The sequence below is a fragment of the Azospirillum sp. RU38E genome (genome assembly GCF_900188385.1).
GTDB lineage: Bacteria > Pseudomonadota > Alphaproteobacteria > Azospirillales > Azospirillaceae > Niveispirillum.
The window spans coordinates 375350-394851 of record NZ_FZOI01000003.1 but is presented as its reverse complement, the minus strand read 5'-3'; the positions used below and the strand labels follow the sequence as shown (position 1 = coordinate 394851).

The window sequence follows — 19502 nt, the reverse complement described above, 5'->3', positions numbered from 1 at the left end:
AACCCGAAGGTAGCAAGGGCAACTGTGGCACGATCCAGGGGCGGGGGACAGCGACTTATTGCGGCGCGGTAACGGGCTGGCGCATTGCAGCGCCGTGTCCGGGGGATGACAGCGGAGCACAATCTGTGCACGCCGTCATCCATCCGGAACGTTAACCCCGCTGGACCGACTCCCGCAGCAGGATGGCCAGGGAGGCGGCGGGCATGGCGGGATCACGGGTCAGCAGTGGCAGCCCGGCTGTTGTGGCAGCCTCTTCCACATGCACGGCCAGAACCGGTTCCACCAGCACCAGATCCCAGGCCTTGGGCGCCCGCGCCAGGGCCTGATTGGCCCGGCTGACGCTGTCCACCAGGGTGATGTCGCAACCAAAACCATCCAGCGCCAGTACCAGCATGTCGGCATCACTGGCGCTGGACACCATCAGCACCCGCACCGTCTCCTTCGGGCTGGACGGGATCATGTCGGCCAGCCGCATCGCTTCCGCCCCGGCCTGCCGAATGCGGCTGGCAAAGGAGCGGCTGTCGCCTTCCGGCAAATCCGCTTCCAGCAAGGTGGCGAAGCCCTGGATGGCGTTCAGTGCGTTGATCAGATCGTGGCGGAAGCCGCGCGGCAACCCGTTGGGGTCGCGGGGCAGATCGGCCGGTACGGCGGCCTTCCCCGTTTCAGCGGGCAAGACCCAGCTCCACCGCGCGCATGGCCGCCTGGGTGCGGTTCTTCGCCCCCAGCTTGCGGCAGAGGCCCCGGATATGCAGCTTCACCGTCACCTCCTCCAGCTCCAGCGCGCGGGCGATCTCCTTGTTGGACTGACCCTTCAGCAGGAAATCCAGCACCTCCCGCTCCCGGCGGGTGAAGGTGCCGTTCAGCGCGTTGCCGTCGGCCTGGGTGGCCGTCTCCGCCATATTGTCCGGCACGAAGACTTCACCGGCCAGCATCCGCTGCAAGGCCTGCAGCAGCATTGTGCCGGGCAGGGTCTTGGGCAGGAAGCCGACAGCACCATGGGCCAGCGCCAGGCGCACATCTTCATTCTTGGCTTCGCCCGACATCAGGGCGATCTTCAGGGAGGGGTAGCGTTCCCGCAGGCGGACCAAGCCATTCAGCCCGTTCATCCCGGGCATCCGCAGATCCAGCAGCAGGATATCGAAGGCGATACCATCATCCAGCGCCTTCAGCGCCTCACTGACGGTGCCCACACCCCTGACAATGGTGCCCGGTGCTTCCCGCTCGAAATGCGAGCGTAAGGCATCACGGACCAGCTCATGATCATCGGCAATTAATAGACGCATCGACATACCGTCCAGCCCTGACCTATCCTTGTGCATATATTACAGGAACAACCGTTTAAGCATAGCCCGCATTTGCCGGTTGCGCATTTTTATACAGCTTTCGTCCTGACGGTGAGTCCGCTGGGCAACGGATTGGCACCTTTTGCCACAACCGGGCGCTTTTGCTTTGACTTGAACCGCACGCTGGGCTAACCATCTGTTCAGAAAGCTGCTGGCGCAGCCGTTCCCTGCGGGTTTTATCTTCGTACCCGCCTGCCGTCATGTCTGGCGATGGTTTCATCGCTGTCGTGCCGTGCAAGGGGAGACATTCCCGCCAGGGAATGTGGTGGTCGCCTGTTCTGATCCGACCGGTTTGCCCTTCGGCCGATTGACCCTCGGCTGGGACGTGCCGGTGGTGCTTTCCCCTCCGCAGATATCCCGGCCGATCTTGCCCCCTGTGACACGCTGCACGATCCGACTCCACCCAGATATGCCGCCCGCTGCCGGCCGACCGCAACAAAGGCGGTCTGCCATCCGTTATCGGGATCATTGATCCGGCATGACCGGTCCCTGCTGCCGCCCCTGGGGCGACTGACGGTGGGGCGGGTATCGCCAGCGCGCTCCAGATTATCTCCCCTTCCATCAGGACGATCTTCCGCCCTCCCGCAACCGGTCCCAGGGACCGCCACCATAAGCCCGCGATGAATCTCCAGGAACTCAAGGCCAAAACCCCCGCCGAACTGCTCGCCTTCGCTGAAGAGCTGCAGATCGAGAATGCCGGCACCCTGCGCAAGCAGGACATGATGTTCGCCATTCTCAAGCAGTTGGCGGAAAATGACGTGCCGATCTATGGCGAGGGGGTGCTGGAGGTGCTGCCCGACGGGTTCGGCTTCCTGCGCAGCCCGGAGGCGAATTACCTGCCCGGTCCGGACGATATCTATATTTCGCCCAGCCAGGTGAAGCGGTTCGGCCTGCGCACCGGCGACACGGTGGAAGGCCAGATCCGGTCGCCCAAGGATGGGGAGCGCTATTTCGCGCTGCTGAAGGTCAATACCATCAATTTTGACCATCCGGACAAGGTTCGCCACCGCATCAATTTCGACAATCTGACCCCGCTTTATCCCGATGAACGGCTGAAGCTGGAGATTGAGGTCGATAATAACGGCAAGGGCCGCAAGGACATGACCACGCGGGTCATCGATCTGGTGGCCCCGCTGGGTAAGGGCCAGCGCGCCCTGATCGTGGCGCCGCCGCGCACCGGTAAGACGGTGATGTTGCAGAACATTGCCCATTCCATCGCCACCAATCACCCGGAAGTCTATCTGATCGTTCTGCTGATCGATGAACGCCCGGAAGAAGTGACCGACATGGCCCGTTCCGTGCGCGGCGAGGTGGTCTCCTCCACCTTCGACGAGCCGGCGACCCGCCACGTGCAGGTGACGGAAATGGTGCTGGAAAAGGCCAAGCGCCTGGTGGAGCACAAGCGCGACGTGGTGATCCTGCTGGACAGCATTACCCGCCTGGGCCGCGCCTATAACACCGTCGTTCCCTCGTCGGGCAAGGTGCTGACCGGTGGTGTGGATGCCAACGCCCTGCAGCGCCCCAAGCGCTTCTTCGGTGCCGCCCGCAATATCGAAGAGGGCGGCTCGCTGACCATCATCGCCACCGCGCTGATCGATACCGGCAGCCGTATGGACGAGGTGATCTTCGAAGAGTTCAAGGGCACCGGTAACAGCGAAATCGTGCTGGACCGCAAGCTGTCCGACAAGCGTATCTTCCCGGCGCTGGATATCCAAAAGTCCGGTACCCGCAAGGAAGACCTGCTGGTCGAACGCGGCACCATGGCCAAGATGTGGATTCTGCGCCGCATCCTCAACCCGATGGGCCCGCAGGATGCCGTGGAATTCCTGGTCGACAAACTGAAACAGTCCAAGACCAACAACGATTTCTTCGACAGCATGAACCAGTAAGGTTCGGCTGCTCTGCGATCCCAAGGGGTGTGTTCCATGCCCCTTGGAGACCGGCGAATGCTGGCCCGCGCCCCCATGGGCGCGCAAGCCAAGGCGGCGGATGCCGCCGCCTGGCGCCTGAGGGAACATAAAAAACCTCAAGAGCCATGAACCATGACTCTTGAGGTGACAGGAAAAAGCCGTTGTCGGTTCCAGCCGGCGACGGCTTTTTCCTTTTTGTCACCGGGTGCGTGATGTGGATCACGGCACCCGTCCCCGACCCGGCCTAGGGTCGGTCTATGCCCAGCGGCATGGTTCCGGCGCAGAAGTATAGGTTGGGCCAAATAGCCGCCCGACGGGGCATTTTGGACATTGGATTGTCATGGAACCGGCGCATGATGAAGGCGTTGTTGCAGCCAACATGGAACGCCGCCGAAAGACACCAGAGGGAGAAGCCGCGATGACGATCATGATCAACGATCCCGCGCAGACCCGCACCGCCCACGGCCGTGAGGGCCAGTTTGTCGATGCCAAACCCGTGGCCGAGCATATGCTGGGCATCAGCCTGCCCGAATTGGCCAAGGCCGACCGCCGCGAGGCCAGCCTGGGCGAATTGCTGGACGATCCGATCATGCATCTGTTGCTGGCCCGCGACGGCGTGAAGCGCGAAGAGGTGCTGGATATCGTCCGTACCGTCGCCAGCCGCATGGCCTGCAATGATTGTGGCAAGCCCGGCGGGCTTGCCGTGGCCTGAAGCGGCTGCTGTTTCGATCAAGAATAATCGCCACCTGAAAATCCCCGTCCTGGCCTGCCCGGGACGGGGGTTTTTCATATGGAGCCTTTACGCCGCTGCGCTGGCAGGCAAGGGGGCCGGGGTGGACGATGCGAGACCGCTGGCCAGCAGCACTGCGTCCGCCAGCCCCTCGGCCACCAGACTGCAGCCGGCAGCGCCAGCATTGACGATCAGCTTGCCACGGTAAAGGGCACGGGCCAGCGCGACAGCCTCGTCCGGTGCCCAGCCGACCTGGAGATGCAGAAAGCCGATCCCAGCCTTCTCCAGCAGGTCCAGCGCCTCGGCCAGACGGACCTCCGCCATGGCGGGCCGCCCGCGGGCACAGGCCCCGCCCAGGCCCAGGCGCACGCCGGTGCGGGCCGACCCCATCACCTCTGCCACCGCATCGACGATCAGCCCCAGCCGCCCGGCCAGCCCATGCGGCCCTGCCGTCAGCCCCAGCGCGTCGATCTCCACCGCATCGAAACCGGCCTGTCGGGCGCGGTTGGCGGCGATACCGAACAGATCGGCGAGTTTCTCACCATCCTGGGCGATCCGCCAGCAATCGGCATGGTAGAGGCGGGCCGCGAGGCGGCCATCGGCCTGATGCACCGTGTCGCTGATGCCACGCCAGGCGACGGCCTGTTCGGGGCTGTACAGGCCAGGGGTGCCCGGATGCAGGGTCGGGTCCGGTACGACATGGGCCGGCTCCGTCAGCAGCAGACCAGCCCTGGGGGCAAGGGCTGCGTACTGTTCCAGCATTGCCAGCGATGGCACATGACCAGCACCGGCCTGACCCTGCAGCCCCGGCCCCATCACCACCCGGCTGGGTAATCGTAGGGAACCCAGCCGGACCGGGCTGTTGAGCGGGATGTCGGTGGGGGATGGCTGGCTGCTGTGTGGCATGGGCGTGCCCTTGGGCTTTGCGGATAATTTCCCCCGCCTGGAGCCATGGGCGGGGAGCATGGCGGGAAGGAAACGGGGCTGCCCGCCCGTTGGTTGCATCAACCGACGGGCAATTTTGCTTTCAGGCTGCAACCGCCCTCGCATTTCTGCCGCAATGCGTTAGGATGGCAGATGCGGGCCGCCTCCTGGCTCGCGTCACATAACGCAGAAGATGGTTTCGCTCGAACTCGCCGCGGTCCTGTTCCTCATTCTCCTCAACGGTTTCTTTGCCATGTCGGAACTGGCGGTCGTCTCGGCCCGCAAGATCCGCTTGCAGCAGATGGCGGAGGAGGGGCGGCGCGGCGCCACCGTTGCCCTCGCCCTGCAGGAAGATCCTTCGCGCTTCCTTTCCACGGTGCAGATCGGCATCACGCTGATCGGTGTCATCAATGGCGCCGTTGGTGGCGCTACTCTGGCCGCCCGGCTGGGGCCGTGGATTGATGAACTACCGGGCATGGCAGGCTATGGTCAGGAAGCGGCCCTGGCCCTGGTGGTTATCGCCATCACCTATCTGTCGCTGATCGTCGGCGAACTGGTGCCCAAGCGCGTGGCACTCAACAATGCGGAAGGCATTGCCACCTTCGCCGCCCCCATCATGCGCTCTCTCTCCAAGGCCACGGCGCCGTTCGTCTGGCTGCTGGGCGCTTCCACGGAAACCATGCTGAGGCTGCTGCGGGTGCCGGAAAAGGCCGAGCAGACGGTGACCGAAGAAGAGGTGAAGAGCCTGATTGCCGAGGGCACGGCCAGCGGTGTCTTCGATCCGGATGAAAAGCGCATGATCGAAGGCGTCATGCGTCTGGCCGATCGCACCGTGCGGTCCATCATGACGCCCCGGCCGGAGGTGATGTGGCTGGATATTGACGATCAGCTGGACAATATCAAACGCGATATCCGGGAGAGCGGGCATTCCCGCCTGCCGGTCTGCCGCAGTGACCTGGATGATGTGCTGGGCATTGTCCACACCAAGGATCTGCTGCACCGGATGCTGGAAGGCGAACCGCTCGATCTGCGCCCCGCCGTGCGCGATGCGCTGGTGGTACATGACGGCACGGAAGTGATGCGCCTGATGGAACTGTTCAAGCAGTCGGGCGAGCAGATGGCCATTGTGGTGGATGAATATGGCTCGGTGGAAGGGATTGCCACCCTGACCGACGTGCTGGAAGGCATTGCCGGCGAACTGCCGGATATTGGTGATGAAGATGCCGATATCGTCCGCCGCGCCGATGGTTCCCTGCTGATCGACGGCATGATGGCCGTGGAAGAGGTGGAGGCCCATCTGGGGCTGAAGAGCCTGCGGGACGAGGAAAGCGGCTATCACACGCTGGCCGGTTTCCTGCTGTTCAAGTTCGGCCATATCCCCACCGCCGGCGAACTGGTGGAGCATGATGGCTACCGGTTCGAAGTGGTGGATATGGATGGCCGCCGCATCGACAAGGTGCTGGTGGCCCCCATCGGGGCGGCATAGTGACCTCATAAAGGACAGGATGACGGGGGGTTACCCCCGTGCCTCAACCTCTTTTTCTGCCGGTGCCCCGGCTGGTGCCGCCGCTGCGGCCGGGGCGGCCTTGGCCTGGGCGATTTCCGCCAGACGGTTACGATAGCTGGTCACCGCCCCCCGCACCTCCTGTTCCACCACGGCAATGTTGGACCGGCGGGAGGTGGCGGCGGCGATGCCGATGGCGGCGGCCAGCAGGGCCGGCATCCCGCCGGCCGGCTTGTCCGGCGCCGCCTTGAAGGCCTCCAGCGTGGCGCGGATAGTGGTGGCGTAGGTTTCCAGCGTCGGCCGCAGGTCCGAATCCGGCCGCAGCCGTCGCATCAGATCATCCAGCACCGGGCCGATGCGCAGCAGATGGTCGGCCGCCATCTTGTCGCCGCCGGCACTGGCGCCCGGCGCAGCAAAATCGGCCAGAAAGGCCAGCTGGAAACCGCCGCGCACGACTTTCTGAACATTGATGGCCTCCAGCGCGTCGGCCACGGCATCGTTGATGCGGGCCTTGTCGAACAGGCCGGTTACCTTCAGGCGCAGGCTGTTGGGCACGTTGAACAGGGGGATCTGCAGCCCCTCCCGCGGCTGCCGCCGCCGATCCGGGCCGATATAATCGGCGGTGACGACAAAGCCCTTGCGCCCGTCGATCAGGTTGGTCAGCCGGTCCTGCACCTGCTTGGCGCTGAACGGCTTTACCATCAGATCATCGGCGCCTGATGCGGTGAAACGCATCATCAGCGGCTGGGTGGGCTGCCAGGTCATGGCGATGATGCAGAGGAAGGGATTATGCGGCTGCTGCGCATGACGCAGATTCTGCACAAAGCGCAGCCCCTCCGGCTCCGCCGCGTCGGCATCAATGAACAGCAGGTCCGGCGGGCTGGCCAGCAGGGCTGCCGGCACATCATTGGTATTGGGGAAATCGGTGATCTTGTCGATGCCCAGCCGGGACAGAATGCCCCGCAGCAGGCGGCGCGTATTGCTGTCCTTGTCGACGATCATCACCTGCACGGGACGGAAATCGATATCAGGCATGGGCCGACCCTTCCGGACCGAGATCGGCAGCAATGGCCGGGTCCGCGATATTATCCACCAATTGATAAAGCCAGCAGCTGCGGCCGGGCAGGCTGACGGGCTGACCGGTCACCGGCAGCAGCGGGCCGGGGCTGGCCGTCGGTTCCCCCGTGGCGGAACCGGTATCCAGCAGGCAGTGCCAGCCATTGCCCCCTGGCACTGCAGGCAAGGTGAAGGAAACCGGCTCTGGCGTGGCATTGACGATCAGCAGCAGCACCTCGTCCAGCAGCGGCGCACCATCATGGCCCGGATGCACACCCGCCCGCCCGTTCAGCAACAGGCCCAGGCACCGGGCCTGACCGTCGCGCCATTGTTCGGGCGCCTTTTCGGTACCCTGCGGGTTGATCCAGGTGACATCCTTGACGCCGTTGGCTGAGACCTCCCGCCCATGCAGGAAACGCCCGCGCCGCAGCACCGGGTGCTGGCGGCGCAAGGCGGTCAGGCGGGCGACGAAGCGGGTCATCGCCCGCCCGGTGATGCCCGTCCCCTCCCAATCGGTCCAGCTCACCGGGTTGTCCTGGCAATAGGCGTTGTTATTGCCCTGCTGGCTGCGCAACAGCTCATCCCCGCCCAGGATCATCGGTGTGCCCTGGGAAAACAGCAGCGTAGCCAACAGGTTGCGGGCCTGCCGGTGGCGCAGGGCCAGGATGGCGGGGTCATCCGTCGGCCCCTCCACCCCATAATTGGCGGAGAAATTGCCGTCGTGCCCGTCGCGGTTGGCTTCCTGATTGGCCTCATTATGCTTCACCTCATAGGCGTTGAGGTCGGCCAGGGTGAAGCCATCATGTGAGGTGACGAAATTGATGCTGGACCAGGGGCGGCGGTGCCCATGGTCGAACAGGTCGGCTGATCCGGTCAGGCGCGCCGCCAGTTCCGGCAGCATCCCTTCATCGCCGCGCCAGAATCGGCGGGTGGTGTCGCGGAACCGGTCGTTCCACTCACTCCAGCCCGAGGGATATTGCCCGACGCGATAGCCGCCGGGGCCGATATCCCACGGTTCCGCAATCATCTTCACGCCGGCCAGCAAAGGGTCTTGCCGCACGGCATCCAGAAAGCCGCTGCCGGGGTCATAACCATGCGCCTCGCGCGCCAGTGATGTCGCCAGATCGAAGCGGAAACCATCGACATGCATTTCCCCCACCCAATAGCGCAGACTGTCCATCACCATCTGCAACACGCGGGGGTGGGCAAGGTTCAACGTGTTCCCCGTGCCCGTATGATCCTGATAGAAGCGCTTATCCTGCGGTTGCAGCAGGTAATAGCTGGCATTGTCGATGCCGCGGAAGGACAGGGTGGGGCCCAGATGGTTGCCCTCGCCCGTGTGGTTATAGACCACATCCAGAATCACCTCGATCCCGGCATCATGCAGGCGGGCCACCATGCTTTTGAATTCGCGCGTTGACCGGCCGGTCATATAGCGCGGCTCGGGCGCGAAAAAGCCGATGCTGGCATAGCCCCAGTAATTATGCAGCGACCGTTCCACCAGATGCCGGTCATCGGTGAAGGCATGGACGGGCAGCAGCTCCACCGCCGTCACGCCCAACCCCTTCAGATGGTCGATCATGGCCTGGCTGGCCAGACCATTGAAGGTGCCGCGCATTCCGGGCGGCACGTCGGGATGGTTCAGCGTCTGGCCCCGGACATGCGCCTCATAAATGATGGTGTCGGTCCAGGGGATGCTGGGGCGGCGTTCGCTGCCCCAGGTGAAGGCGGGGTCGATCACCCGGCATTTCGGCATCCCGCGCGCATTGTCGCGCCGGTCCAGCGAGAGATCTTCCTTGGCCGCCCCGACGCGATAGCCGAAATGCGCATCCGACCAGCGCATCGGCCCTTCCAGCGCCTTGGCATAGGGGTCCAGCAACAGCTTGTTGGGGTTGAACCGGTGCCCGCGTGACGGGTCATAGGGCCCATGCACGCGATAGCCATAAAGCTGGCCGGGCCGCGCATCAGGCAGATAGGCGTGCCAGACATCATCGGTGCATTCCGGCAGGGTGATCCGCTCAATCTCCCGCACGCCATCGCTGGCGAACAGGCAGAGCTCCACCTTTTCGGCATGGGCGGAAAACAGGGCGAAATTCACCCCGAAACCGTCCCAGGTGGCCCCCAGCGGATGGGGACGACCCGGCCAGACGGTGCTACGCGCAGCCCCTGTTGTTCGCATCCCCGACCCTGCCCCTTCATGACGCCCCACCACCGACCTTGATGCCGGTGTTTCCATGCAATGCACAATGCCAACAGCCGGGGGCTGCGCCAAGCCCTGCTTATGCAAGTGCCGCATAACCCGGCTTCAACCCAGGGGGAAGGGGTATACCAAGTTGCGATGAGTGCACCTCATCGCAACTTGGTCCGGCGGCGACCGCCGCCGCGCGGCACGTGCCGCGTGAAGCCAAGCCAGCGGAGGCTGGCGCCGGCGTTTGAGGGCCATGAGCAGAACCGATAGGGTCTGATCATGGCAACAGCGTATTACCTTCCCGTTTCCCCGGCGGCGCGGCTGTGGCTGGCGACCTGCCGGTGCAGCACGGTTTCGCGGTGGATGATGTACAGCCCGGCCGCCACCACGATGGCGCCGCCGATCCAGATGGCCTTATCCGGAATATCACCGAACAGGAGATAACCGAACAGCACCGCCCAGATCATCGCCGTATATTCGAACGGGGCCAGCAGCGACGGGCTGGTCAGCCGGAAGGCCTGGGTGAAGGCGATCTGCGCCACGCCGCCGATCACCCCCACCATGATCAGCAGCAGCCATTGCCAGCCCTGTGGCGTGCGCCATTCCGGGATCATGGCGATGGTCGCCATGATCGACATGGTGGTGACGAAATAGAAGGTGATGGCGGCATTGCTTTCCGTCCGCGCCAGCACCCGGACATAAAGCATGGTCAGCGCATAGAAGGCGGCAGCGGCCAGCGGCACCAGGGCCGTCAGCGTCAACATGCCCTGTCCCGGCCGCAGCATGACGATGACGCCGGCAAACCCCACCAGCACGGCCAGCCAGCGCCGCCAGCCCACCTTTTCCTTCAGCACCGGCACTGACAGGGCCGTCATGAACAACGGTCCGGCAAAGGCGATGGCATAGGCATCGGCCAGCGGCATGATGGAATAGGCATAGAAGAAGCAGAAGGCGGCCGCGATGCCGATCAGGGCCCGACCGACATGCGATAAAAGGTGGCTGGTGCGCAGCGTGCCCAGCCCGCCCGACCGCGCCGTCAACATGGCAATGGGGATCAGGGAGAAGAAACCCCGGAAGAACATGATCTGCCAGGTGCCGAAATCGGCCGTCAGATACTTGATGGCGGCATCCATCACCGCAAAGCAGAGAATCGCCACCTGGAACCAGGCAATGCCGATCAGTGATTTGCCGCCCATGCTCAGGCCCCCTCAGCCACCGGCTGGGCGGCCACCTGCCGGCCCAGCCGCGTTTCTCGGTACAGGATGTAAAGGCCCGACGAAATCACGATCGCCACGCCGATGAACAGGGTGTGATCCGGCATATCCCCGAAGAAGGCATAGCCATACAGTACGCCCCAGATGATCTGGGTATATTGGAACGGGGCAGCCACGGCGGCCGGCACCTTGCGAAACGCCGTCAGCAGACAGACAAAGGCAATGCCGCAAAAGGTGCCGCCCAGGGCCGACAGGCCCAGATGCGGCCATGTCGGCATCTTGCCCAACCAGGGCATCATGCTGCCATAGACCAGGGTGCTGGCCAGCGTGGAATAAAAGGCGAAGGAGACGCTGCTTTCCGTGCCGCGCATCAGCCGGGAAATCAACATGCCGATGGAATAGAAAAACGCCCCGCCCAGTGCGGCAAAGGCCGCCGGATTCAACAGCCCGCTGCCGGGCCGTAGCATCACCATCACCCCCAGAAAGCCGATGCCCACGGCGGTCCAGCGCCGCCAGCCCACCTGTTCCTTCAGCACCGGCACGGCCAGGGCGGTGATGAATAGGGGTGCGGTGAAGGCCAGCGCATAGACATCGGCAATCGGCATCTGGGAATAGGCATAGAAGCCCAGAAAACCCGAACAGATGCCGCAGAACGCGCGGGCAGCATGGAATTGCGGCCGGCGGGTACGCAGGTTGCGCCACAGCCCGCCGGTTTTCAGGGCATAGAGAATGATGGGGATGAAGGCGAACAGGCTGTTGAAGACGATGACCTGCGGCACGGCGTAATGCTTCACCAGCATCTTCACCGTCACATCCATGATGCTGTAGCCGGCAAAGGCCAGGAAGGCCAACAGGATACCCAACGGAAAATTCTCCTCCTGGGAGAACCCGGCGGATGCGGTGGAGGGGGCGGCGGACATGGGGAGGCAGACCAGACGGCAAGGGTCGGCGTTGGCCATGCTTGCCAGCGCCTCTGCCTAAAAATACGCCGCTACCGCCCTGGCGGACAGCCACACCGCCGCATGTCGCCCCTGCGGTGACCATGGGGCTGGCTTCAGGACCGTACCGTCTCCATGGACGAGGCCAATGTTCAGGGCATGATCGAGAATGACCTGGCCCTGGTGTCACCACCGGGGCCATTTTTTCCGGTGATGCTGTGGGGCCCAAGTAAGGATAGGTGGGGTGGCGGCGGGAACGTGCCCCGGCGGGGGAGCCCGCGTTGATTCAGCTTCGTTCCGCAGATGATTCCGGAACGTTCTCCGCAGCCCTATCGGGGGTGGTGGTGACGGGGGTGAGGAATCGGGAAAGGGGCGGGGCGGGTAGGGGGCTTTCCTTACTTGGGGGTGGGGGGACGCATGGTCTCGATGGGGCGGACAACAATTTCAAGGCTAGCTTGAAAAGACGGGTCGGTATCCCTAAGTTGATATCATTGATATCGAAACGGGTGGTGACATGGTGAAGGCGCTTGCATTGCGGGGTATCGAGGATGAGGTGCATGAGGCACTCCGCCGCCGGGCTGCGCAAAGCGGGCGGAGCATCGAAGCGGAAGCGCGGGCCATCATTGCAGAGGCTTGCTTGCCGATGCGGCCGATCGACTGGGCAACTGGCCTGAGAAGCCGGGCCAAAGCGCGCACCGGAGACATCCCACAAACAGACAGCGCCGATCTTGTGCGTGAGGCGCGTGATGGCCGTTGCTGATCTCCCGCCGACCCTGGTGGTGGATGCCAGCATCGGGGTGAAATGGGTTGTGGATGAATCCGACTCCGATGATGCTGTCGCTTTAATTGCGGGACGACGGCTGATCGTGCCCGGCCTGTTCTGGGTGGAAACGGCAAATGTGCTGGCAATGAAGGCCAAGCGGCGTGAAATGACCCGCGCTGCCGTCGCTGATGCTTGGCGCGACTTGGCCAATGCTCCGTTGGAACTCGTAAACATGGCCCCTGACACGGTGTTACCAGCGCTTACCCTGGCGCAGGATTTACAGCACACCGTTTATGACTGCGCCTATCTGGCGGTCGCACTCGCCGTTGGCTGCCCGGTTGTGACAGCGGATCGACGATTTGCCGCCATCACGGCGGCACATCCTACCCTGGCGGGACGCGTATTGTTACTGAACGGGTTCCACTGATCCGATGCGGAGCCTGTATCTTTGGGGAAAGTTGCCTTTCCCCAACAAAAAAGGGGCCGGTCTCACCCGGCCCCTTTTTCTCACTTCTCCAACTCCACCAGTTTCACCTTTTTCCCGGTGATCGCCAGCGCCAGTTTTCCGCGTTTCAGCTTCAATGCCGCCTCCCCGAACAGGTCGCGGCGCCAGCCTTTCAGGGCCATGACATCGGCATCATCATTGCCGGCGATGGCTTCCAGGTCGGCGGAATTGGCGACCAGACGGCTGGCCACTTCATTATCGTCGCAGACCATTTTCAACAGCACCCGCAACAGCTCCACAATCGGGGCGATGCCGGGCGGGGGTTCCACGCGCGGTTCCGAGCGGGGCAGTTTGGCGTCGGGGATGGCGAGCGCCGTCTGTACGGCGGCCAGGATTTCCGTGCCATAGCGGCCCTGCGCCATGCCGCTGCCCAGCCCGCGCGTGCGGCCCAGATCGTCGGCATTGGTGGGGGCATGGGCGGCGATTTCCACCAGCGCCTCATCCCGCAGCACGCGGTTGCGCGGCAAATCCTTGCGCTGCGCCTCCCGCTCCCGCCAGGCCGCCACTTCCTTCAGAATGGCCAGGAAGCGCGGCTTTTCCGTCCGCACCTTCAGGCGCTTCCATGCGTCTTCCGGTTCGGTGCGGTATGTCGCCGGTTCCGTCAGGATGGCCATTTCATCCGTCAGCCATTCCGCCCGCCCGGTACGGGCCAGCTTGGCGCGGATTTTCTCGTAAGCCGGGCGCAGATGCGTCACGTCCGACAGGGCATAGGTCAGCTGCCGGTCGGTCAGCGGGCGCTGCGACCAGTCGGTGAAGCGGCTGGATTTGTCGATGCGCGCCGGGGTCAGCTTGGTGATCAACGTCTCGTACCCGACGCTGTCGCCAAAGCCGCAGACCATGGCCGCCACCTGCGTGTCAAACAGCGGTGTCGGGATCTTGCCGGTCAGGTGATAGAAGATTTCCAGATCCTGCCGGGCGGCATGGAACACCTTCAACACCTTGGGATCATCCATCAGCGCGAACAGCGGCGACAGGTCGATCCCCGGCGCCAGCGGGTCGATGGCGGCGGCATCATCGGGGCCAGCCACCTGCACCAGGCAGAGTTGGGGATAATAGGTTTTTTCCCGCATGAACTCCGTATCAACGGTGACGTATTCGGCGTCACGGATACGGTCGATAAAGGCGGAAAGGTCGTCGGTGGTCGTGATCAGAGTCATGGGGGCCATTGATACAACAGCCCTTTGCCGCTGTCGAATGGCGATATTCAGCAAGCGGTCATGCGTATAGGTATCGGGCTGCCGGACATGCGTATAGGATGGCGGGGACGGTGCGCGTGAAAGGCGATGATCAATGCCGAACGCAGGGCCAGAGCCACCATCCGCCGCGGGAAGGCGGCGTTTACGGCGGCGCGATCTGTTGATCGCGGCGATGGGTTTGGCATTGGTGGGCGGTGGCCCGGTCCGGGCGGATGAGGCGCCCTGGATCATCTTCTGTGCCGATGATTTTCCGCCCTTTTGCTGGAACATGCCGGGCAAGGGGCCGGCGGGGCTGGATGTGGAACTGGTCAGCGCCATGCTGGAGCGGGCGAATGCCCCCCATGATATTCAGCAGATGGCCTGGGGTCGCGCCATGGCGGGGCTGGAACAGGGGCGCTGCGACATTCTGTTCGGGCTGGTGCCCTCCGAACAGCGGTTCCGCGATTTTCTGATGGTCGGACCGTTCCGCGAAGGGGAGATTGCCTTTGCCGTGCGGGCGGACAGTAACATCACCTTCCAGACCCTGGATGATCTGGCGGGCCTGACCGTGGGCACCACCCAGCGCAACCATTATGGGGAGGCCTTCGACAATGCCACCCAATTCACCCGCGATCCCGCCCGCAATGACCAGCTTTCCCTGCTCAAACTGCTGGCGGGCCGCGTTGATCTGGTGGTGGGGAACCGGCTGGCCCTGGCCTGGAAGGCGAAACAGGAAGGCATCAGCGACAAGATACGCTTTCTGCCCAAACCATTGCTGGTATCGTCCCATTATATGGCCCTGCCACGGGATCGCGGTGAAAAGGCGGCGCGTCTGGAGGCGGCGCGGCAATCCCTGATCCGTGATGGCGGGCTGGATGCCATCATCGCGCGCTGGCGGGTGACAGGGTAGCTGTGCCGCGCTGGCGATGCTTGACAAGCACGCCCCGTCCGGTGTGGTGTGGCGCAAACCGTGCCGGCCCCGCGCCGGACGGCCACCCTTTCTATTGCCCATCCGCACCCAAGGTCGATCCACCATGCACGCCTATCGCTCGCATAATTGTGGCCAACTCCGCCCGGACCATGCCGGCCAGAATGTCCGCCTGTCCGGCTGGATCAACCGCAAGCGCGACCATGGGCAGCTGCTGTTCATCGATCTGCGCGACCATTTCGGCATCACCCAGTGCGTGGTCGACACCTCTTCCCCGCACTTCAAGGTGCTGGACGGTCTGCGCCTGGAATCGGTGGTGACCATCACCGGCGAGGTGGTGGTGCGCACTGACGACACCGTCAATGACAAGCTGCCCACCGGCCATATCGAAGTGAAGGTTCGCGACCTGGATGTGCAGTCCGCCGCCGACCCGCTGCCGTTGCAGGTGAACAGCGAACAGGATGCCGGTGAAGAACTGCGCCTGCGCTATCGCTTCCTGGACCTGCGCCGGGAGAAGATGCAGAAGAACATTCTGCTGCGCTCCAACGTCATCGCGTCGGCCCGCCGCCGCATGATCGAACAGGGTTTCGTGGAATTCCAGACCCCGATCCTGACGGCCAGCAGCCCGGAAGGTGCCCGCGACTTCCTGGTGCCGAGCCGTAACCATCCCGGCAAGTTCTACGCCCTGCCGCAGGCGCCGCAGCAGTTCAAGCAGTTGCTGATGGTGTCGGGCTTCGACCGCTATTTCCAGATCGCCCCCTGCTTCCGCGATGAGGACAGCCGCGCCGACCGCTCGCCGGGCGAATTCTACCAGCTCGATTTTGAGATGAGCTTCGTCACCCAGGAAGATGTGTTCGCCGCCATCGAACCCGTCATCCATGGGATTTTTGAGGAGTTCAGCGGTTTCACGGGCACCAAGCGCACCGTCTCGCCGTACCCATTCGTGCGTATCCCCTACGCCGAATCGATGCTGAAATATGGCAATGACAAGCCGGACCTGCGCAACCCGCTGGTGATCACCGACGTCACCGACGTTTTCAAGCGCGATGATGTGGAGTTCAAGGCCTTCAAGGGCGTGATCGCCAATGGCGGCGTTGTCCGCGCCATCCGCGCCCCCGCCGTTGCTGACCAGCCGCGCAGCTTCTTCGACAAGCTGAACGATTGGGCCAAGGGTTTGGGCGCTCCCGGCCTGGGCTATATCCTGTTTGAAGCGGCCGGTGGCAAGGGCCCCATCGCCAAGTTTGTGCCGGAAGCCGCCCAGGCGGCCCTGCGCGAGGTGGTGGGTCTGCAGGATGGCGATGCCGTCTTCTTCGTCTGCGATCAGCCGGGCCCCGCCGCCAAGCTGGCCGGTCTGGCCCGCACCAAGATTGGTGAGACCCTGGAGCTGATCGAGAAGGACACCTACAAGTTCTGCTGGATCGTCGATTTCCCGATGTTCGAATATGACGAAGAGCGGAAGAAGATCGACTTCAGCCACAACCCGTTCTCCATGCCGCAGGGCGGGCTGGACGCGTTGCTGAACCAGGATCCGCTGACCATCAACGCCTATCAGTACGATATTGTGTGTAACGGGGTGGAGCTGTCGTCCGGCGCCATCCGTAACCACAAGCCGGAAATCATGTACAAGGCGTTCGAGATCGCCGGTTACCCGCCGGAGGTGCTGGAAGCCAAGTTCGGCGGCATGTTGTCGGCCTTCAAGCTGGGCGCCCCGCCGCACGGTGGTTCGGCCCCCGGTATCGACCGCATGGTCATGCTGCTAGCCGATGAGCCGAACATCCGCGAGGTTATCGTGTTCCCGCTGAACCAGCGCGCCGAAGACCTGTTGATGCAGGCCCCCAACGCCACCACCCCGGACCGGCTGAAGGAACTGCATATCAAGCTGGACCTGCCGAAGCCGAAGATCGTCACGGCGGATTAATCCGGCCCGATGCGAGAAACAGAGCCCGCCCCTGGTAAGCCAGCGGCGGGCTTTTTCTTTTCCGGCCCCTGCATTTTCCCGCTTGCTCCTGACGCTGCGTCAGGTCCGACAAAAGGCGGGCAAGGAGCATGACGATGGACAAGGCATTATCCATAGGCGAGCTGGCGGAACGGTCCGGCATTTCGGTGCGGGCCCTCCGGCTGTATGAGGCCGAGGGGCTGATCAAGCCGGTGCGGACCCAGGCCGGGCGGCGGGTTTATCAGGCGGGCGATGTGGCGCGGTTGCAGCAGATATTGCTGCTGAAAAAGGCCGGCTGCACGCTGGGCCAGATCAGCCAGTTGCTGGACCGGCGGCCCTTTGACCCGGCGCGGCTGATCGATGCGCAGATTGCGGCGCTGGAACAGACCGAACGCAACCTGGCCCAGAGCCTGGGCCTGTTGCGTGCCGCGCGCCGCCAGCTTTCCGAGGGGGAATGCCTGTCCGTCGATGCCCTGTGCGACCTGATCAAGCTGGGAGAACAGAGCATGAGCGAGGAAGTTTGGAAGCCGGTGTTGGACCGCTATTACACGCCGGAAGACCAAGAGAAATGGCGGCAGGCCAAGGCGGCCTTCGGCCCGGATGGGGAGGCCGATTATGCCCGCCAATGGGCCGATCTGGTGGCGGAGATCGAGGCGGCCATCGCCTGCAAGGTCTCACCGGAGGATGACCACGCCCAGCGGCTGGCCGTGCGCTGGTACGAGCTGCAAAAGCCGCTGGTGGAAAAGGTCGGCGTGGAGGTCTGGAACAAGGCCAGCCGCATGTATCAGGAAATGGACCAGTGGCAGACACCGCAGGTCCAGGCCCCGTTCAGTGCCGCCGTCTATGGCTTCGCGGTGCAGGCCGCCAACGCCGCCCGCGCCAAGGGCCTGATCCCGCCACGGCAGGGTTGAGAGGGGAGTATCCCCGCTTGGCTTCCTCACGCTACCTTAACATTCACTCTTATGTGCCTCCCCCGCGAAAGCGGGGGTCCAGGAGGCGCAGAGACAACGCTATGGTGCCTATGGCCCCTGGACCCCCGCTTTCGCGGGGGAGGCACAAGCCTTGGAAGTCAACGTCCCCTCACCCCCAGCTTTCCCGATAGAGCGCCACCATCGTCGCCACATCCGGCACGCGGGGATTATTGGCGGGGCTGCCGGAGGCTAGGGCCTGTGCGGCCATGGTTTCCAGCAACCCATTCCAGCGGGTGGGATCGATGCCATACTGTTTCGGGCTGGGTACCTTCAGGTCGGTGTTCAGTGCCCGCAGCGCCGCCACCAGCTTTTCCCCCGCCACATTGTCACTGTCCGCCGCGTCGGCGGCCCCGATGGCGCGGGCGCAATCGGCATAGCGGGCGGGGGCCCCCGGCAGCGACCAGGCGGTGACGGCGGGCAGCAGCATGGCGTTGGACAGCCCATGCGGCACATGGAAAAAGGCGCCGATGGGCCGGCTCATCCCATGCACCAGGGCAACCGATGCGTTGGAAAAGGCCATGCCGGCCAGCGTGGCGCCCAGCATCATGGCTTCCCGCGCCACGCGGTTGCCGGGCTCGGCCACGGCGGTGCGGATATGCGGGGCGATGCGCCCCATGGCGGCCAGGGCCATGCTGTCGGAAAACGGGTTGGCCTTGGCGCTGACATAGGCCTCAATGGCATGGGTCAGCGCATCGATCCCGGTATCGGCGGTCAGGCGCGGCGGGCAGCTCAGTGTCAGTTCGTAATCGATGATGGCGGCACTGGGCACCAGCAGGGGGCTGGCAATCAGCATCTTTTCATCGGTGGCGGCATCGGTGATGACGGTGAAGCGCGTCACCTCCGATCCGGTGCCGGCGGTGGTGGGGATGGCCACCAGTGGCGGGCCGGCCAGCGGGATCGGGTTGGGCACCTTGTAATCGCGCATCGCCCCGCCATTGACGGCCAACACGCCCATGGCCTTGGCCGTATCAATGGGCGATCCGCCGCCCAGCGCCAGCATCCCGTCATAACCGCCCTCGCGCAGAAGGGCGGCCCCTTGTTCCACCACCGTAACGGTGGGGTCAGGTACCGTGTCGGCGAACAGGCCGGGGGCAAATCCGGCATCGCGCAGCGGGGCCAGCAGCCTTTCCACCGTGCCGCTGTCCCGCATCCAGGGATCGGTGACGACCAGCGGCCGGCGCACGCCCAGACGGTGCAGCACGGACGCCGCCCGCGCAATGGCACCCCCGCCCAGTTCCATGATGGCGGGCGTCAGGATGGTGGCAATCATGGTTCCTCCCAAGTGCCGTGGCACTCTCTCAGGGATTTTTTTGCCAGTGTGGGCCAAGCCGGTGCTGCCCGCCAGCCCCGACTTTGGGATTAAAGATGGTGATGCCAGGGGCTTGGCCCTATGCTGGGCAAAAATCCATCCACCAGC

Annotated in this window: 17 protein-coding genes; 8 read left to right on the top strand and 9 right to left on the bottom strand. The window is 63.9% G+C overall.

Features of this window, described 5'->3' with window-relative positions; all coding sequences use genetic code 11:
* Positions 1-151 precede the first annotated feature (151 nt).
* Together CHB97_RS09260 and CHB97_RS09255 are read right to left on the bottom strand one after the other, a co-directional pair.
* Positions 152-673: a hypothetical protein gene (locus tag CHB97_RS09260; RefSeq protein WP_089287669.1), complete on the bottom strand. Its 522-nt coding sequence runs from the start codon at positions 671-673 to the stop codon at positions 152-154.
* Positions 663-1283: a response regulator transcription factor gene (locus CHB97_RS09255; RefSeq protein WP_160105718.1), complete on the bottom strand. Its 621-nt coding sequence runs from the start codon at positions 1281-1283 to the stop codon at positions 663-665. The genes CHB97_RS09260 and CHB97_RS09255 overlap by 11 nt, the downstream gene beginning before the upstream one ends.
* Positions 1284-1963: 680 nt before the next feature.
* Between CHB97_RS09255 and rho the strand changes: the two genes are divergently transcribed.
* Together rho and CHB97_RS09245 are read left to right on the top strand one after the other, a co-directional pair.
* Complete coding sequence (gene rho / locus CHB97_RS09250) at positions 1964-3232, top strand: transcription termination factor Rho (protein WP_089287667.1); 1269 nt, start codon at positions 1964-1966, stop codon at positions 3230-3232.
* Between the two features lie 439 nt (positions 3233-3671).
* Entirely contained in the window at positions 3672-3965 is a 294-nt protein-coding gene (locus tag CHB97_RS09245) for a hypothetical protein (protein WP_089287666.1), read from the top strand.
* A gap of 87 nt (positions 3966-4052) precedes the next feature.
* Here the strand turns inward: CHB97_RS09245 and CHB97_RS09240 are convergent, their stop codons facing one another.
* The gene (locus tag CHB97_RS09240) at positions 4053-4889 is read right to left on the bottom strand and encodes a hypothetical protein (protein ID WP_160105716.1); all 837 of its coding nucleotides are present in this window, start codon (positions 4887-4889) and stop codon (positions 4053-4055) included.
* A 211-nt stretch (positions 4890-5100) separates the two neighbouring features.
* Between CHB97_RS09240 and CHB97_RS09235 the strand changes: the two genes are divergently transcribed.
* Positions 5101-6393, top strand: a complete 1293-nt coding sequence (locus CHB97_RS09235; RefSeq protein WP_089287664.1) for a hemolysin family protein — start codon at positions 5101-5103, stop codon at positions 6391-6393.
* 30 nt (positions 6394-6423) lie between these two features.
* On the opposite strand, the gene CHB97_RS09230 is transcribed toward CHB97_RS09235, so the two are convergent.
* From CHB97_RS09230 to CHB97_RS09215, 4 genes are all read right to left on the bottom strand, one after another.
* Entirely contained in the window at positions 6424-7446 is a 1023-nt protein-coding gene (locus CHB97_RS09230; RefSeq protein WP_089287663.1) for a two-component system response regulator, read from the bottom strand.
* Positions 7439-9646, bottom strand: coding sequence for a glycogen debranching protein GlgX (gene glgX / locus CHB97_RS09225; protein WP_089287662.1), 2208 nt, complete (start codon positions 9644-9646; stop codon positions 7439-7441). The genes CHB97_RS09230 and glgX overlap by 8 nt, the downstream gene beginning before the upstream one ends.
* Positions 9647-9948: 302 nt before the next feature.
* The gene (locus CHB97_RS09220) at positions 9949-10851 is read right to left on the bottom strand and encodes a DMT family transporter (RefSeq protein ID WP_089287661.1); all 903 of its coding nucleotides are present in this window, start codon (positions 10849-10851) and stop codon (positions 9949-9951) included.
* Between the two features lie 2 nt (positions 10852-10853).
* Positions 10854-11828 (bottom strand): DMT family transporter, encoded by a 975-nt coding sequence (locus tag CHB97_RS09215; protein ID WP_089287660.1) that lies wholly within the window; start codon positions 11826-11828, stop codon positions 10854-10856.
* A gap of 493 nt (positions 11829-12321) precedes the next feature.
* On the opposite strand from CHB97_RS09215, the gene CHB97_RS09210 reads away from it, so the two are divergent.
* Both CHB97_RS09210 and CHB97_RS09205 read left to right on the top strand, forming a co-directional pair.
* On the top strand, positions 12322-12567 hold the full coding sequence (locus CHB97_RS09210) for a hypothetical protein (RefSeq protein ID WP_089287659.1): 246 nt from the start codon (positions 12322-12324) through the stop codon (positions 12565-12567).
* Positions 12554-12997 (top strand): type II toxin-antitoxin system VapC family toxin, encoded by a 444-nt coding sequence (locus tag CHB97_RS09205; RefSeq protein ID WP_089287658.1) that lies wholly within the window; start codon positions 12554-12556, stop codon positions 12995-12997. The genes CHB97_RS09210 and CHB97_RS09205 overlap by 14 nt, the downstream gene beginning before the upstream one ends.
* Before the next feature lie 80 nt (positions 12998-13077).
* Here the strand turns inward: CHB97_RS09205 and rnd are convergent, their stop codons facing one another.
* Positions 13078-14232: a ribonuclease D gene (gene rnd / locus CHB97_RS09200; protein WP_089287657.1), complete on the bottom strand. Its 1155-nt coding sequence runs from the start codon at positions 14230-14232 to the stop codon at positions 13078-13080.
* Between the two features lie 211 nt (positions 14233-14443).
* Between rnd and CHB97_RS09195 the strand changes: the two genes are divergently transcribed.
* From CHB97_RS09195 to CHB97_RS09185, 3 genes are all read left to right on the top strand, one after another.
* Complete coding sequence (locus CHB97_RS09195; RefSeq protein ID WP_160105714.1) at positions 14444-15160, top strand: ABC transporter substrate-binding protein; 717 nt, start codon at positions 14444-14446, stop codon at positions 15158-15160.
* A 124-nt stretch (positions 15161-15284) separates the two neighbouring features.
* Entirely contained in the window at positions 15285-17096 is a 1812-nt protein-coding gene (aspS, locus tag CHB97_RS09190; protein ID WP_089287655.1) for an aspartate--tRNA ligase, read from the top strand.
* Positions 17097-17230: 134 nt separating this feature from the next.
* Positions 17231-18025, top strand: coding sequence for a MerR family transcriptional regulator (locus CHB97_RS09185; protein ID WP_160105712.1), 795 nt, complete (start codon positions 17231-17233; stop codon positions 18023-18025).
* A 169-nt stretch (positions 18026-18194) separates the two neighbouring features.
* Here the strand turns inward: CHB97_RS09185 and CHB97_RS09180 are convergent, their stop codons facing one another.
* On the bottom strand, positions 18195-19355 hold the full coding sequence (locus CHB97_RS09180; protein ID WP_089287653.1) for an iron-containing alcohol dehydrogenase: 1161 nt from the start codon (positions 19353-19355) through the stop codon (positions 18195-18197).
* Positions 19356-19502 lie beyond the last annotated feature (147 nt).

Bases quoted from the DNA above. Each gene is read 5' to 3' on its own strand.
- CHB97_RS09205 (WP_089287658.1), top strand. From the start codon at position 12,554: ATGGCCGTTGCTGATCTCCCGCCGACCCTGGTGGTGGATGCCAGCATC.
- glgX (WP_089287662.1), bottom strand. From the start codon at position 9,646: ATGCGAACAACAGGGGCTGCGCGTAGCACCGTCTGGCCGGGTCGTCCC.
- rho (WP_089287667.1), top strand. From the start codon at position 1,964: ATGAATCTCCAGGAACTCAAGGCCAAAACCCCCGCCGAACTGCTCGCC.
- CHB97_RS09235 (WP_089287664.1), top strand. From the start codon at position 5,101: ATGGTTTCGCTCGAACTCGCCGCGGTCCTGTTCCTCATTCTCCTCAAC.
- rnd (WP_089287657.1), bottom strand. From the start codon at position 14,232: ATGACTCTGATCACGACCACCGACGACCTTTCCGCCTTTATCGACCGT.
- CHB97_RS09255 (WP_160105718.1), bottom strand. From the start codon at position 1,283: ATGCGTCTATTAATTGCCGATGATCATGAGCTGGTCCGTGATGCCTTA.
- CHB97_RS09230 (WP_089287663.1), bottom strand. From the start codon at position 7,446: ATGCCTGATATCGATTTCCGTCCCGTGCAGGTGATGATCGTCGACAAG.
- CHB97_RS09245 (WP_089287666.1), top strand. From the start codon at position 3,672: ATGACGATCATGATCAACGATCCCGCGCAGACCCGCACCGCCCACGGC.
- aspS (WP_089287655.1), top strand. From the start codon at position 15,285: ATGCACGCCTATCGCTCGCATAATTGTGGCCAACTCCGCCCGGACCAT.
- CHB97_RS09185 (WP_160105712.1), top strand. From the start codon at position 17,231: ATGGACAAGGCATTATCCATAGGCGAGCTGGCGGAACGGTCCGGCATT.
- CHB97_RS09240 (WP_160105716.1), bottom strand. From the start codon at position 4,889: ATGCCACACAGCAGCCAGCCATCCCCCACCGACATCCCGCTCAACAGC.
- CHB97_RS09180 (WP_089287653.1), bottom strand. From the start codon at position 19,355: ATGATTGCCACCATCCTGACGCCCGCCATCATGGAACTGGGCGGGGGT.
- CHB97_RS09215 (WP_089287660.1), bottom strand. From the start codon at position 11,828: ATGGCCAACGCCGACCCTTGCCGTCTGGTCTGCCTCCCCATGTCCGCC.
- CHB97_RS09210 (WP_089287659.1), top strand. From the start codon at position 12,322: ATGGTGAAGGCGCTTGCATTGCGGGGTATCGAGGATGAGGTGCATGAG.
- CHB97_RS09195 (WP_160105714.1), top strand. From the start codon at position 14,444: ATGGGTTTGGCATTGGTGGGCGGTGGCCCGGTCCGGGCGGATGAGGCG.
- CHB97_RS09220 (WP_089287661.1), bottom strand. From the start codon at position 10,851: ATGGGCGGCAAATCACTGATCGGCATTGCCTGGTTCCAGGTGGCGATT.